Genomic DNA, 15,753 nt, shown 5'->3' with positions numbered 1-15,753 from the left:
ATTTTTACATAGTTAAGGACGACTATGACCACTACTTTTGATGCACCTATTTACTTCTTAGCCATCGATAATGGCACCCAAAGCGTCAGAGCACTTATCTTTGACCAATTTGGCACTGAGATTGTTAAAGCGCGCGTTCCTATCGAGCCTTATTTCTCTACTGAGCCCAATTTTGCTGAGCAGCACGCTGACTATTATTGGCAAAAGCTAAGCGAATCTTGTCAGCAATTGTGGCAAAGCTGCGATATTAAACCTGAGCAAATCGCGGGCGTTAGTCTCGCCACCCAGCGCTATACCATGATATGTCTGGATAAAGATATGCAGCCACTGCGCCCAACTATTGTATGGATGGATTTACGCCGCGGCGAAACCAACGATATTGGTTTTTTAAGCCCACTAACCAAAATTATTGGCATGGGCGAATTGGTACAAGAGGCACAGCAAAAAGCCCGCTGTAATTGGCTTGCATACCATGAGCCAGAGATGTGGGCAAAGACCGCCCATTACGTCAATCTATCTGCGTATCTTACTTATCAGCTGACAGGCGAATTAGCCGATTCCAACGGCCATGCCCTAGGCTATCTGCCTTACGATTATAAAGCGCAAACATGGCTGAAACCTAAAGATCTTAAATGGCGCTTCTTTAGCTGTCGACCTGAGCAAATGCCTAAGATTGTTCCGCCAGGTCAGCCACTTGGTCATATTAGCGCCAAAGCGGCTAAAGCCACAGGGATTTTAGAAGGTACGCCGATGATTGCTGCCGCTAGCGATAAAGCGTGCGAAGCGTTGGGGTCGGCAGGTCTCGCTGCTGACACTGCCTGCTTAAGCTTTGGCACTACTGCGACTATCAATACCACCTCGAGCAATTACGTCGAAATCCTTAAGCATATGCCCGCCTACACCGCAGCCGCGCCAAACTACTACAATCATGAGTACATGATTTATCGCGGCTTTTGGATGGTCAGCTGGTTTAAAGAGCAATTTGCTCACTATGAAGAACAACTTGCGAAAACCCAAGGCATCGATACCGAAAAACTCCTCGATCAAGCAGTTAAAGATATTCCAGCCGGTTGTATGGGGCTGATGATGCAGCCGTATTGGTCACCTGGCGTCCGTCATCCGGGACTTGAGGGCAAAGGCGCGCTCATTGGTTTTGGTGATGTGCATACGCGGGCGCACGTTTATCGCGCTATCTTAGAGGGGCTGGCTTACGAGCTGAAACTGGGCTTTGATACCATTGAAAAACGTACGAGTAAAACTATCAAAAACCTCCGGGTCTCGGGTGGCGGCTCGCAGAGTGACTCAGCGATGCAGCTTACTGCCGATATATTTGGCATGCCCGCTTATCGACCGCATACTTATGAAGCGTCAGGCTTAGGCGCTGCCATCAACTGCGCAGTTGGACTCGGCGTCTACCCTGACCATGCAGCCGCAACTGAGGCAATGACTCATTTGGGCGATGAGTTCATCCCTATTGAGGCCAATGTCCAACTCTACAAACGCCTTTATAATGAAGTTTATCTAAAAATGTATGAGCGCTTAAAACCGTTATATCAAAGTATCCAAGACATCACAGGATATCCCGCCAAATAATATAAAATGTCTGCGTCAGGCTAGTCTTAATACAAATAAGGCATTTTGACTTTCGTAACTGGTTAACCGTCATTATTGTTTAAGGAGTGCTATTTAAAGCGCTATGAACACGATTTAATCCCTCTATCAATAGCGATTTAGGACAAGCAACATTCAGGCGCATTTTCAGATGCCCCTCCGCGCCATATTTAATCCCTGCATTAAGCTCAACTTTCGCCTCTCGCAGCTTGTCATAAAGCGCCTGATCATCATCACCGTAAGCCGAACAATCTAGCCAAATCAAGTACGAGGCTTCTGGGCGCATAATCTTAATGTCAGGCAGATACTGCTCTAAAAAGCCAATGGTTAAGTCAATATTGGCTTCGATATAATGAAGCGCCTGCTCCAGCCATTCTCCGCCATTTTCATAAGCGCTACGCATTACTTCATAAGCAAATAAATTGAGCTCATATTCATCATTTAACTGCTGCTGCTGACTTATTTTTTTGATTAATGAATTATCTTTAGTAAATATCATCGAGCCTTTAATACCCGCTATATTAAAGGTCTTGGTCATTGAGGTTAGACTAACGACGTTATGCGCGTAACCTGCTGCTTCTGCCAATTTTAAAAAAGGCGTAAAGGTATAACCACTCAAGGTTAAATCTTGATGAATCTCATCACTGACAATCGCCACATCATATTTTTTGCAAAGTGCCAGTAACGCTTCAAGCTCATCGGTCGTCCACACGCGTCCGCCAGGATTGTGCGGATTGCACAACAAATATAACTTTACCTTATGCTCGATAATTTTGGCTTCGATATCGACTAAATTCAGATGATACTTACCATCGACCTCCTTCAATAGCGATGTCACAAGTGTGCGACCGTTTTGCTCAACCTTGGTCATAAAAGGCGTATAAATAGGGTCATTAACCAGTACCGCATCGCCTGCTCCGGTAAAGACGTTCATCATCAGTGCGAGGCTTGGCACAACGCCCGGCGAAAACAAGATATTCTGCTTATCGAGTAGCAAGCCATAACGACTGCTATGCCACTGAATAATCGAATCATACAAAGCCGCAGTGGGTCTGGTATAGCCCAATATGCCATGCTGCGCGACTTGCTCAATCGCCTTTAAGATAGGCTGGGCAGTCTTAAAGTCCATATCCGCAACCCATAACGGAATCGTGTCATCGCTATAATGCCATTTAACTGAACCGGTATTACGTCTATCAATTATTTCATCGAAGTTGTATTGCACCACTATTCTCCTAAGGGGAAAATCTTTGAATAACTAACGTCCCTGAAACTCAGCTTCCCTTCTCTCAACCATCGCCATCGCTCCCTCTTTCGCATCTTCTGAATAAAATAAAGACGGCAGATAGCCATGAATATTGGCTAAAGCCGCTTTTGCGCCATTCCGACTGGCATCTTGCGCTGAGGACAATAATCCTTGTACGCCGAGCGGAGCTGCTTTACATATCTCTTGAGCAATAGTCATTGCTCGTTCGTATTCTGTGCCATTTGCCACTACTTCACTGACCAGATTTAACCTATCTGCGGTTTGTGTATCAAAGGCTTTACCAGTGAGCAAATACGGCATGGCTTTTTGCCAACCTGCTGCTGCGACGAAACGTACCGTTGCGCCACCAAACGGCATGATACCGCGCTGGACTTCCATCTGTGCAAAGTTGCAGTTATCACTTGCGATAACCACATCACTGTTTAGCATAAGCTCAATGCCCGCGGTAAAGCAGGTTCCTTGTACCGCGACGACCACAGGTTTGCTGCGTAATTTACCGCCAATTCCCCATGGGTCAATCTCATTATCACTAAACTCAAACGCGCCTTTATCCCACTTATCTTGCAACTCCATCAAATCAAGTCCGGCGGTGAAGTGCTCGCCATGGGCAAATATGAGCGCACAACGTAAGTTCTCGTCGTTTTCATAACGCGTCAGTGCTTCGGATAATTGCTTAATCATATGGCTATCAAAGGCGTTGCGTTTATCGGCACGATTGAGCCCGATTAGGCAGATATAGCCGTCAGTTTCATAGGTGATGCGGTTATCGGTACTGGGTTTATTACTTTCCGTTGTCATATTTTTATCCTTTTAAATGCATTTTTGTCATCTGCTGCGCTTATAAAATAGCCGCTTTATGCTCATTTGGCTTAGTTTCAATATAGACACCCCCATGCGATAACGCAAGGACAGATATACGCACTCAGGCAGATTGCGATTCTTATTTGCTATAGGCAAATCAGTAGCCATGGATAAACCGATAGACGGGCGTGAAATCTGCTAAACTGGGTGATTATATTCAAACATCGCAGTCCGAAACTATGACCAGTAAGCCCAGCACAAATACATCAAACGCCCGTAGAGTAAATGCTAACACTCATCGCAATCGCTCACCTGAGACCGCCAAAAAGCTCGGCAAGCTACACCCGCACAATCCGCACCAAGGGCGCTATGACTTTGCGCTATTGACCCGTGCCCTGCCTGAATTGGCTAAGCACACCATCACTAACCCGAAAGGTGAGCCGACGATTAACTTCTCTGATAGTGAGGCGGTACGCGTCCTCAATCAAGCGTTGCTCGCGCATTACTATGGCGTGAAGTTTTGGGATATTCCAGAAGGCTATCTCTGCCCGCCGATACCGGGTCGCGCCGATTATATCCATTATATTGCTGATTTACTCGCGCAAACCACGCACGTTAATGACGACAATACCCCGCCGACGGGAAAAGAGATTCACGCCCTTGATATTGGTACCGGTGCCAGTGCCATTTATCCGATTATCGGTAGCCAAAGCTATGGTTGGCGCTTTACCGCGAGCGATATTGACCCTATTTCAGTCAATACCGCCGCGCTGATTTGCGAAGCCAATCCAAAGCTAAAAAGTGCCGTTAAAGTGAAACTACAGCCTGAGCCTAAGTTTATTTTTAAAAACATCATCGGTCGTCAAGATTACTTCGATGTGGTCGTTTGCAACCCACCGTTTCATGCGTCATTAGAAGAAGCGATGCAAGCTAATACCCGCAAGCAGCATAATCTGCAACGCCATCGTGGTAAGAATGAAAACGAGCAAATCAGCCGCCATTCAACCAAGGCTGGAAATGCTGCGCAAAATCTCAACTTTGGTGGTCAGCATAAAGAGTTGTGGAGTGAGGGCGGCGAAATTGCCTTTTTGACCAAAATGATAAAAGAAAGTCAAGATTTTGCCGAGCACGTTGGCTGGTTTACCAGCTTGGTGTCAAAGTCAGAGAACGTGAAACCATTACAACTGTTATTAAAACAGCTTGATGTTGCCCAAATGCGCATCATCGAGATGAGCCAAGGTCAAAAGAACACCCGTGTTCTAGCGTGGCGCTTTAATATTGACGAAGCGTAATTAACCCCAGTTCGGGATAAGCCACATTGTAACTTATTGATACTATTTACAATGTGGCTACCTGTCCCTGCTGAGGCATGTTTTTGATGGTGGGTTTATAGGGAAACCAGCAATAAGCAATCAAACCTGACAGCAAGTTTGTGATAAACCCCGTGACACTACGATGGCGTGAGTGTTCGATTTGGCACAAGTTTTTAAGCTCTCCAAACACCGTTTCAATCAAAGAGCGATGATTGAGTAGTGCCTCATCTATAGGCTCAAGCAATTGGAGTTTCATATTACGCCGAAGTTTGGTGATCAACATGGTATCACTGTGTTTTGTGAGCCACTCGTTTAGTGCTTTACTGATATAGCCTCTATCCCCAAACACCTTGCCAAACACAGACGTTGCCATATCCTTAACAGGCACTCTGTCATCCGTATTACCCGCAGTGACTTTAACAGATAAAAGCTCGCCCTTATGATTGATAATGGCGTGCAGCTTAAAGCCATAGAACCAGCCCATGCTGCTTTTGCCTCGGGTTGCCATTCTTTCAAAGACTTTATGACGGTAGATACGCTTGTTATGACAAACTGCTATCTTGGTTGAATCAATATAGCTGATACCTGTACAGTCGCCCATCATGCTTTGCAAGTAGGCACATAATGGCATGATACTGCGTGGTATCAGCTCTATAAACCGTGAATAACTGGGCAAGTTTGGAAACTCCCGCTTCATCATGCCAAGCATGTGATGGTAGTAAAAAGACTTAAACTGTCGATACCGCAGTTGATGAAACAGTACCAAGATGGTCATCATCTCTGATACACTTATCTTGCATGCTCTTAGCCGTTGACGGCCCGTTGCGATTAAGTGAGCCTCAAACTCAGGTTTGAATTGCTGATAAAAGTCGTCAATATGGCAGTATAGTTCGGTTAGGTTGTCCATGTAAGAAGTCCTTTTTGCTTAAGTTTGTCTTGGTAAACTCACTTTAACAACTTCGGACTTCTTTTTTTATCTTTTTTTTGAGCCCTTATCCCGAACTGGGGTTAATTAATAAAAAATGACTATCTAAAAAATATTTATTTAACGTTTCACGTGAAACAAAAAAAACCGCTTTGTTTATCAAGGCGGTTTTCTTATAAGTAAGAACTTGAGGTTAATAAACTAGCTAAAGAAAATCACTTTTAAGCCAATGAGTATAAGTACAAATCCGCCAAGCGCTTCCGCCTTATCCTCAAGATACGTACCTGATTTTTTACCCAAATAAACACCAAAAACGCTAAAAATAGCAGTAATAATAGCGATAATCAAACAGGCTAGCCACGCATTAAGCGCCAACAAATTCAGCGTAAAGCCAGCTGCCATGGCATCAATACTGGTCGCTATCGCAAGGGTAAACATGGTGCGATGATTGATATTTTTCTTTAGGTTGTCATTTACAGAAACTGTCTCACTATTTATATGCAGGGCTTTATCTACAACCTCTTCTCCATCTCCAAAAAACACTTCATAAAGCATTTTTCCGCCAAGACCGATAAGGATAAAGCCACCAATCCAAGGTGCAGCCGCAGCCAACCAGCCTAATAAAGCGGCGCCCAATAAATAACCAATCAACGGCATCACGCCCTGCGCAATGCCAAAATACAAGCCCGCATAAATTGCCAAATGCAACACATAACGATGATGTTGTTTTTGTGATTTAGCTCCTAACCCAATCGCAACAGCAAACGCATCCATCGCAAGAGCAATAGCAAGTAATATAACTTCAATCATTTTATTCTTCGCTTATTTCTGCTTATTGCCATAAGTTTCACGTGAAACACTATATCAATCTAATCGTTTACCTTTTCCCAAAAACTACGCTTTTTACCATGCTTGTCTTTAAGGGTAATGACATATTCTTTATGGGTCGCAAGTTCACTGTAAGGCTTAGACGATTTACTAATAACCGTATCAAGCCTGGTTAGACGATCGAAGTAGCGAGCGGCGTGACCATAAGCTTTGCTGCGAGAGCTGTCTAGAATATCGTTAAGTAAAGTGCGGTAAATAATAACTTGAAGTAAATCTGTCTTAGTTGGCAAATCTTTTAACATGCTTGTGAGATCTGTGTAATGCACATCAGCAAACTGGGAATGACGGGCAACTGCAACCTCATTAGCAAGCTCAATCTCTCCTATTTCTAGCAGTAGCGATGTGGCCATAAATACATTTTCTTGTTGTTCTGCCAGCTCATAAGCTCTTTTTCGCCACTTAGATTGCTGAGCAGGACTGGCCACAGCCATGATAGCTTTTAACCGCGAAGGGGTTGATTGTAGCTCAAACGCCTCACCTAGCACCTCCATGAGCGCGTCGGTATCTTTTTGCATGTGATATATGTGACTCAGCCAATCCAAACGTCTGATCTTATCTAACAGACCATCGCTTTGCCACTCTTCATTTAAGTAGTGTAATGCCTTATCAAAAGCTCTTTGATTTAGCAGAAATGTTAGCAACTCTTCTAATCTTCGAGGATGAACCGGTCTAGTCTCTTGCATCTCAAAGAATATGGTTTCAAAAAAACCCACATCACCTAGCGCCCTTGTTAGGTTTTTTATGGCGATCTCAATTACCATTTTTTCATAGTTAATTGAAAAAGCATCATCACTTAAAGGGCTGTTTTGCCTTTCATTGAGCGTATCTTTAATTGCTTTTTTTGTTTGGATATTCTCACGCTCTTGTTGATAATCACCGATCAATCCACGTATCTCAGTCTCAGATAACAGTTGATCAATATTTTCTAATAAACTATCTTTGGTACCATAATCATTATCGTCAGCCAGCACTTTTACTTTCTTTATCCAAGCTTGACTGAGTATATCGCGCTCATCAACAGGTATGTCTCGCTTTTCTTGCTCATAGCAAGTGCTAGCCACTGCTAGCCAAAATGACGTCAAACTCCTATAAATATCACCGATATAACCGTTGGAATCATCAGCACGTTCTAGGCTAGCATTAGTAGACTCTATAAATAACTCAAGTAACGTCAAGCACTCTCGTGGTTGCGCAGGATAAAGGCTCATTATATCGCTGGCTAAGTGCTGAAGCTCAGTAGCAAATTCACTAGATTCCCAGTAATCTACAAACTTCCTTCGTCTTCTAAGTCCTTTTAGTGTAGTGGTTAACTTTTTTATAAGTTTAGGTTTATCTGATTGTAATAGCAGACGCTCAATTTTTTTATCGAGCATTTTATCTATACCATACACCTCAGAGACAAAATCAATTAAGGTCTTTTTTGATAGTTGTGACAAATACTTCTTTTGTTCTGCGTTTAGCATAGTATTCCCTTCACTACTTTATTGATAATATTTCACATGAAAAAAGCCACCTTGCGAGCAAGATGACTTTATACCAATAAACAATTATATTCAAACTTCAAAACTATAACTTCAAGGTCTATAAACTAAAAGCTTAAAAGCTAAATATCCAAATTAGACACGGTCAGCGCATTCTCTTCAATGAAAATACGACGTGGCTCGACATGGTCACCCATTAGGCAGGTAAACATATGGTCAGCGGCAATCGCATCTTCAATTGTCACGCGTAACATACGGCGGTTTTCAGGATCCATGGTGGTATCCCAAAGCTGATCAGCGTTCATCTCGCCCAGCCCTTTATAACGCTGAATCGCCAAACCACGACGCGCCTCAAGCATCATTTGTTGCCAGAGATAATCAAAGTCGCGTACTGGGATATCTTTGGTCGTACCTGCGCTTGCTTCACGGCGGATAAAGGCATCTTCTGCAAGCAAGGTATTCCATTCAGCGGATAAGCGCAGCAGCTTGGTATACTCACCTGAATTGATAAAACTGGCATCTAACAAATAATGATGCGCCAATTGATGCACATAAACGGTGATACGCGGTAACCATTGAGCTTTGGCAGATAAAGAATCACTGTCATCAGCAGATGTTTCACTTTCATCAAGTTCTACCACTGCGGTCATACCCAATAAATCAGCAGCGGCAGCATCCATATTTTTTGGTTGCGGCGCATGGATATTAACCAGTTCAATCTCAGGATTTAAATCACTACCAAAGTGCTCAAGCTGTGTTTGTAATGACGCTTTCCACGCTTCCATTACTGACTTATCATAAGTCATATCGGTGCTAAGCTTCGGCGTATGCGTCAATGCATCCAATAATACTGCAGGATAACGAATCTGCAAACGCGCTTTGATAAGCTGGGTTTGGTTATAGTCATTGAGCAAGGTCTCAAGCGCTTGCCCAGTAATAGCAGGCGCATCAGCACTGATATGCAACTTAGTATTATCGATCGTCGAGGATAATAAATACGCTTTTAAGGCTTCATCGTCTTTTAAATACAGCTCTTGACGACCTTTTTTTACTTTATAAAGTGGTGGCTGAGCGATATAAATATAACCGCGCTCAATCAATTCTGGCGTTTGACGGAAGAAAAAGGTCAACAGCAGCGTACGAATATGCGAACCATCGACGTCCGCATCGGTCATGATGATGATTTTATGATAGCGTACTTTGTCAGGATTATATTCATCCGGACCAATGCCGCAACCAAGCGCGGTAATCAAGTTACCGACTTCAGCAGATGACAGCATTTTGTCAAAACGAGCACGCTCAACGTTAAGAATCTTACCTTTTAGGGGCAAAATTGCTTGGGTCTTACGGCTACGACCTTGCTTAGCTGAACCACCAGCAGAATCCCCTTCCACAATATAAAGCTCTGACAATGCCGGATCTTTTTCTTGACAATCTGCCAATTTACCCGGTAAACCTGCGATATCTAGCGTGGTTTTACGGCGAGTCATCTCGCGGGCTTTACGCGCCGCATCACGCGCACGCGCCGCATCGATAATCTTATTGGCAATTGCTTTACCGGCACTTGGGTTTTCAAGCAAATAGTCGTTAAACTTATCATGCATGGCCGATTCAACGGCAGATTTCACTTCGCTTGAAACCAGCTTATCTTTGGTCTGACTTGAGAATTTTGGATCGGGCACTTTTACCGAGACAATCGCTGTCAAACCTTCACGCGCATCATCACCCGTGGCGACGATTTTCTCTTTTTTGAATAAGTTTTCGCGATCCATATAGCTGTTAAGACCGCGCGTCAAAGCTGAGCGGAAGCCAGATAAATGCGTCCCACCATCACGCTGTGGGATATTATTGGTAAAACACAATACTTTTTCGTTATAGGTGTCCGTCCACTGTAGCGCCACTTCGACACTGATGCCATCGTCTTGCTCGCTGGTGAAATGAAAGACTTCATTGATACCGTCTTTGCCCGCATTGATGTAGCTGACAAATTCTGACAAGCCGCCCTTGTGCTCAAACTCATGACGTTTATCGATGCGCTCATCGGTTAGGACAATGCGCACACCAGAGTTTAAGAATGATAGCTCACGTAAGCGTTTGGCTAAAATATCGTACTCAAAAATGGTACCAGTAAAGACATCGTTACTTGGATAAAAACGGATTTGCGTACCAGTTTTATCGGTCGCCTCCATCTGCTGAATATCGGCATCAGGAACGCCATCGGTATAGGTTTGATGATAATGATAGCCTTCGCGCCAAATATTCATCTCAAGCTTTTTAGACAAGGCGTTTACAACTGAAACACCGACGCCGTGTAGGCCGCCCGATACTTTATAGCTGTTGTCATCAAATTTACCGCCAGCATGCAGTACGGTCATAATAACCTGTGCTGCCGATACGCCCTCTTCTGGATGGATATCCACAGGGACGCCGCGACCGTTATCCATGACACTGACCGACTCGTCTTCATGGATAATGATATCAATTTGGTCGCAATGACCAGCCAGCGCCTCATCGATAGAGTTATCCACCACCTCAAAGACCATATGATGCAAGCCGGTACCATCATCGGTATCACCAATATACATACCCGGACGTACGCGCACCGCTTCTAGTCCGCGCAATACACGAATATCTTTGGAGCTATAATCAGAGGGCATTCCTTCAGGGGCTGCAGCAGGCGCAGTAATCTCTACAGCGCTGTCGCTCATCAATTGTTCGTGGTCGGTAGGTAATGAATCACTCATGTGTATTCCTTAATCTAGCCATTATCAGCTATATGTCATCTGCTCACCACAATGGCAACGCTCGACGACGTTATCTTAAATTTAACGTTTCATGGTCAAAATATGTAGTTATAGAGTTAGCAAAAGTTTTATCAGAAGTCGCCTAAAAGAAGATAAAACAGTAATAAAAAAGTGGACTTAAATACAGCCAATTTCTCAAAGACTGTTTTTAATATACGCTGTCATTTCTTTTACGTTTCATTAAAACAGCTTAGAAATAAGCATATATCTATCAAGCACTTAGAAGCTGAATATTATCAAAAAACCCTTAAACAATACTGATAAAAATTTATAAGATAACTTGCTGAGAACAGGGCAAAAATAAAGCTCTATTTTAACATTTTTCTGGCGCTAAGTCACTGTTTACTGACAGTTTTCTCGGTATCAAGCAAGTATTTTAGCAAGATCACTTTTCTACTACACCCACAAGCATAACAATGAAATTTTTCGGAAAATATGAAGTGTGGTTGATAAAAATGAAGCCCAAACTTAGCTGATATTCACCATCAAAACCAGTTTATAAAAGCGTTTTTTATAAACGTATTAGGCTTCCTTGTTTCACGTGAAACACGTTAGGTTCTGACCAATACTCATGCACCAACGGTAAGATATCTTCGGTTAAGCTGGTCATAAATACCTGACATGGCAGCTGCGCCAATGTCGACAACAGAATCTCTATCGCCCTAGCATCAAGTTCAGCGGTAATATCGTCTAGTAGCACTACTGGCGTGGCTCGCGCTTTATTATGGTCATTTGGCAAAATAACACTGCTATTGTCCTTTTCTATCGCATGGGTAGAAGTGTTTTCATTAAGCAATAACGGCAATTGTGATAAGCGTAGAGCGGTAATTAACAGTTTTTTCTCGCCGCGAGAGAGAACGTTAGCAGCCTGTTCTTTTATAGTCGGTAGTTTGGCCGCGGTGTCTGCTTTTTCTATGGTTTTTGATACTGCGTTCGCATTGCTGTCTGCTTCGTTGTTAGCATGCTCTGATAAATCACTAGAGCGCCAATGTACATGAATATCGGCGCGGTGATTACCTATCCGCGTATAACCCAGCTGCAAATCCTGCTCCAAACGCTCGTTAAGCTGGATATCTAACGGGATATTGGTGTCGTAGCCAGCGTTATAGCTTAAGCTTAGTTGCTCAGCGTAGGTAGGCAATAACTGCGTGATACTCTTCGCAAAGTAAGGCTGCCAATCGCTAAAGACTCGCTCACGATAATGATCAATAAGAGCCGCATGACTAGCAAGCCCTTTGTCCCATGATTTTAACTCAGCAAGCTGCACTGGCGTTAAGTAACGGCTCTTTTTTAGCAAACTATTGCGCTGTTTTAGTAAACGCTGATAAGCGACCCATTGCGGATGGAAACCCTGTTTCATGTGAAACACTAGCCAATCTAATAGTTGCCGGCGACTGGCACTGCCCTGCTCTAACATATCCATCGACGACGGATCTATCAGTAATGTGGGTAGTTGCTCGGTTAAGATACTTTGGTTATAAACCGTGGTTTGATTCAGCCGTAGAACCGTCGTCGCATCTGTTTGCTTTTGAATAGCTAAGGTATTGCTATCATTGAGCTTAGCGTGCACCGTTGCCGCATTTTGATGGTGCTGAATATAGCGTTTAGGCTGATGATGGCGGAAGCTTTTACCTCTTGAAAGCAAGAATATCGCTTCAAGTAACGAGGTTTTGCCACTGCCATTTGCACCGATAATAACGTTGCAAGCAGCAGTATTTAAACTGATCTGGGTTAGATTACGCAGGTGTGAAATTTGTAGACGTTCAATCATAAGGGTGACAGCCGCCTATATTACGCCCACTATTTAGTAAGCAAAAGTTTATTACTGTTATTTTTCATAAGGTCACCAAGTTATATACGCATAGGCATAATAACATACTGATGAAAGTCATCATTGAGCTGATTGACCAATACCGAGGCATTGGATTGGCTCATATGCATTTGCAAATCACCTTGAATCACGCCCAAAACGTCTTGTAGATACGCCGCATTAAATGACAACTCCATCGGCTCGCCTTGGTACTTTGCTTGTATCATCTCGACTGCCTCGTCTTGCTCAGCATTATTAGCACGAACTTCTACCATGCCATCACTGGCAAAATTAAACACCACACCGCGAGATTTCTCATTACTTAAAATTGCCACACGGCGCAGCACATCAGTCATTTTTTCTTGGTTAAATAGTGCCAATTTATCTGTATTACTTGGCATGACACGGCGATAATCCGGGAATTTACCATCGATAAGACGCGCGGTAAAGGTCACCATTAAATCATCACTCACCTGCCCTGTACTATCCACATCACCAAAGGGTAAGCTTACTTGTAAGAATTCACGGCCAAAACTCAATGTCACAGCGTTATCTTTGTCGCCCAGCATCTTGCCGAGCTCAGAAGCCAAACGCTCAAGCTCAATCACCGCTTTACGCGGCAAAATCGCTTGCATACTTAAGTCGCTACTGACATCAATAGCACTACGCGCTAACGCCAATCTATGGCCGTCAGTCGCAACCGTAGTCAGTTGCTGCTGTGACACATCAAATAGCATACCAGTCAAATAGTAACGAACATCTTGGATAGCCATTGCAAATTGGGTTTTATGAATTAAGTCGGTCAAACGACTACGACTGATAGTCAAAGGTGTGATATTTTCAGGATTACCAAGACTTGGATAGTCTTCGCTTGGTAATGTGCCTAAAGTAAAACGACTTTTACCACTGGTCAGCAGGCAACGCTCATTTTCTTGAGTGGTCAGATTGACCTGCGCTTGCGACGGCAATGATTTACAGATGTCTCTGAGCTTTGTGGCAGGTAATGTGGTGGTACCTGCTTCGATACAGGCACCAGCAGGCAATTTTAATGTCGATGTCAGCTCTACTTCTAAGTCAGAAGCAGTTAAAATAAGCGCCCCCTCAGACAATTGCAGCTTAATATTGCCCAAGATAACCATGTTGTGGCGCTTATCGGCGGCCTTGGCAATCAAGTTAATGGCTTTTAGTAACGACTCTCGATTAATCGATAATTGCATGCTTAGTTACTCTTGTTTATTAGTTGCTCTTATTAAAAGAATTTTTATACGTTTTTAAATCATAGGGTTTTAAAATAATGGCTTAATAATACCTTGTCTACTGATGATAATCCATACAGCGTCTGTCCGCTAATCATTAAAATATTATAAATCATATCGACTCGTGACAACATTATGACGCCATAAGCTTCTAACCCGCTTGCAACATCAAGGCAAGCGTTTTGTAATCCTTATCAAACGCGGGGTCAGCGGCGCGTAGCTCATTGACCTTATCACAAGCATGCATCACTGTCGTGTGGTCGCGTCCACCAAATGACTGACCAATCTCAGGAAAGCTATCACTGGTTAATTCGCGTGATAACGCCATCGCTATTTGTCGTGGTCTAGCAATGCTGCGCGTACGTTTACGACCCATGATATCTTTTACGCTTACATCGTAGTATTCGGCGACCACTTTACGAATATTATCCATATTTACCGCTTGCACACGCATCGCAACGATATCTTTTAGGGCGTATTGCACCATCTCAAGTGTAATGGGCGCTCCCGTCAAGTTGGCATTGGCAAACACTTGGTTTAATGCACCTTCTAATCGCCTGACATTAGAAACCACGTTTTGAGCGATGAATAGGGCACACTCTTTAGGCAGGCTCATGCCGTACGATGCCGCCTTTCTTTGTAAAATTTGTACTCGAGTGTCAATCTCAGGTGGATCTACTGCAACCGTCAAACCCCAAGAAAAGCGCGACCTGAAACGCTCGTCAAACTCCGTCATTTGTGATGGATGACGATCTGATGCCAGAATCAGTTGCTTATCACCGCTGGTAAAATCTGCAAATAAGGTTAAAAACTCATTACTACTTTTTGTTTTACCAGCTAATACATGAATATCATCTACAATTAATAAATCTACTTTTTTTATTTTCTTTTTAAAATCTTCTATTTTATTATTTCTTAATGAATAAACTAATTGATTAATAAATTTTTCGGAAGTGAAATAGTAGAAAGTTAGATTATTTTTTAAATAGCGATGCGCTACAGAATGCATTAAATGCGTTTTTCCCAAACCAGAAGGTCCGTATATAAATAAAGGATTGTGACGATTTTTTGATTGGCGTTTTCCAAGCTCGTAACAGGCCTTATAAGCTAAGTTATTAGACTTACCAGTGACAAAGGTTTCAAAGGTGAAGTCAGGATTCAGATAGCTTAATGATTTGGCATCGGCAGACTCAATCAGTTCTGCATGACGCATATTGGCATCGATATCCGCTCTAGCAATATCATTATGCGTGCTTTGAAAGTTGTAATCAGCAGAGGGAGGGGAGGGCTGGTCTTCTTCAAACAATGAGCCTGACTGGGCCAGATTACTATCAACCATCTCACGGCCAGCATTATCAACACGTACAATAACGGCTTCAATACTACCTTGGCTATGTTTAGCAACCAACTGCTCGATGTCGTGTAAATGATTCTTTTTGATATAGGTTACAAAGTAATCATTAGGAGCAAGAATAATCAAGCTATTGGCTTCTTGATGTGCAGATAACGGTCTCAACCACATCGTAAAGACATTATCTTTAACATGATAACGTAAGTCGTTTAGGCATTTATCCCAAATAGTTGCTGTATCAATCAT

The 15,753-nt window shown here is 43.1% G+C and carries 11 protein-coding genes; 2 read left to right on the top strand and 9 right to left on the bottom strand.

Going from position 1 to position 15,753, the window contains the following annotated elements:
• The first annotated feature begins 24 nt into the window (after window positions 1-24).
• The gene (locus AB8P72_RS00055) at window positions 25-1,593 is read left to right on the top strand and encodes an FGGY-family carbohydrate kinase (protein ID WP_193030388.1); all 1,569 of its coding nucleotides are present in this window, start codon (window positions 25-27) and stop codon (window positions 1,591-1,593) included.
• A 79-nt stretch (window positions 1,594-1,672) separates the two neighbouring features.
• Here the strand turns inward: AB8P72_RS00055 and AB8P72_RS00050 are convergent, their stop codons facing one another.
• Both AB8P72_RS00050 and AB8P72_RS00045 read right to left on the bottom strand, forming a co-directional pair.
• Complete coding sequence (locus AB8P72_RS00050; protein ID WP_227678307.1) at window positions 1,673-2,836, bottom strand: MalY/PatB family protein; 1,164 nt, start codon at window positions 2,834-2,836, stop codon at window positions 1,673-1,675.
• Between the two features lie 33 nt (window positions 2,837-2,869).
• Window positions 2,870-3,676, bottom strand: a complete 807-nt coding sequence (locus tag AB8P72_RS00045; protein ID WP_369957869.1) for a crotonase/enoyl-CoA hydratase family protein — start codon at window positions 3,674-3,676, stop codon at window positions 2,870-2,872.
• Between the two features lie 242 nt (window positions 3,677-3,918).
• On the opposite strand from AB8P72_RS00045, the gene rlmF reads away from it, so the two are divergent.
• On the top strand, window positions 3,919-4,971 hold the full coding sequence (gene rlmF, locus AB8P72_RS00040) for a 23S rRNA (adenine(1618)-N(6))-methyltransferase RlmF (protein WP_068405776.1): 1,053 nt from the start codon (window positions 3,919-3,921) through the stop codon (window positions 4,969-4,971).
• Between the two features lie 46 nt (window positions 4,972-5,017).
• On the opposite strand, the gene AB8P72_RS00035 is transcribed toward rlmF, so the two are convergent.
• From AB8P72_RS00035 to dnaA, 7 genes are all read right to left on the bottom strand, one after another.
• Window positions 5,018-5,899 carry an IS982 family transposase gene (locus AB8P72_RS00035; RefSeq protein WP_369957868.1) on the bottom strand — a complete coding sequence of 294 codons (882 nt, stop codon included), beginning with the start codon at window positions 5,897-5,899 and terminating at the stop codon, window positions 5,018-5,020.
• Between the two features lie 219 nt (window positions 5,900-6,118).
• Window positions 6,119-6,727, bottom strand: coding sequence for a manganese efflux pump (locus tag AB8P72_RS00030; RefSeq protein ID WP_144297356.1), 609 nt, complete (start codon window positions 6,725-6,727; stop codon window positions 6,119-6,121).
• Window positions 6,728-6,786: 59 nt separating this feature from the next.
• Window positions 6,787-8,268 (bottom strand): DUF6880 family protein, encoded by a 1,482-nt coding sequence (locus AB8P72_RS00025; RefSeq protein WP_198328100.1) that lies wholly within the window; start codon window positions 8,266-8,268, stop codon window positions 6,787-6,789.
• Between the two features lie 140 nt (window positions 8,269-8,408).
• Window positions 8,409-10,943 (bottom strand): DNA topoisomerase (ATP-hydrolyzing) subunit B, encoded by a 2,535-nt coding sequence (gene gyrB / locus AB8P72_RS00020; RefSeq protein ID WP_068405063.1) that lies wholly within the window; start codon window positions 10,941-10,943, stop codon window positions 8,409-8,411.
• Window positions 10,944-11,601: 658 nt separating this feature from the next.
• On the bottom strand, window positions 11,602-12,861 hold the full coding sequence (locus AB8P72_RS00015; protein WP_193030396.1) for a DNA replication/repair protein RecF: 1,260 nt from the start codon (window positions 12,859-12,861) through the stop codon (window positions 11,602-11,604).
• A gap of 80 nt (window positions 12,862-12,941) precedes the next feature.
• A complete protein-coding gene (gene dnaN / locus AB8P72_RS00010; RefSeq protein ID WP_068405050.1) occupies window positions 12,942-14,117 on the bottom strand; it encodes a DNA polymerase III subunit beta in 1,176 nt (391 codons plus the stop codon).
• Window positions 14,118-14,307: 190 nt separating this feature from the next.
• Window positions 14,308-15,753 carry a chromosomal replication initiator protein DnaA gene (dnaA, locus tag AB8P72_RS00005; RefSeq protein WP_369957867.1) on the bottom strand — a complete coding sequence of 482 codons (1,446 nt, stop codon included), beginning with the start codon at window positions 15,751-15,753 and terminating at the stop codon, window positions 14,308-14,310.

This window comes from Psychrobacter sp. CLB018 (assembly GCF_041222815.1).
Classification (GTDB): domain Bacteria; phylum Pseudomonadota; class Gammaproteobacteria; order Pseudomonadales; family Moraxellaceae; genus Psychrobacter; species Psychrobacter faecalis.
Note: the sequence above shows the minus strand (reverse complement) of the source record. Positions and strands in the feature narration are given on the sequence as shown.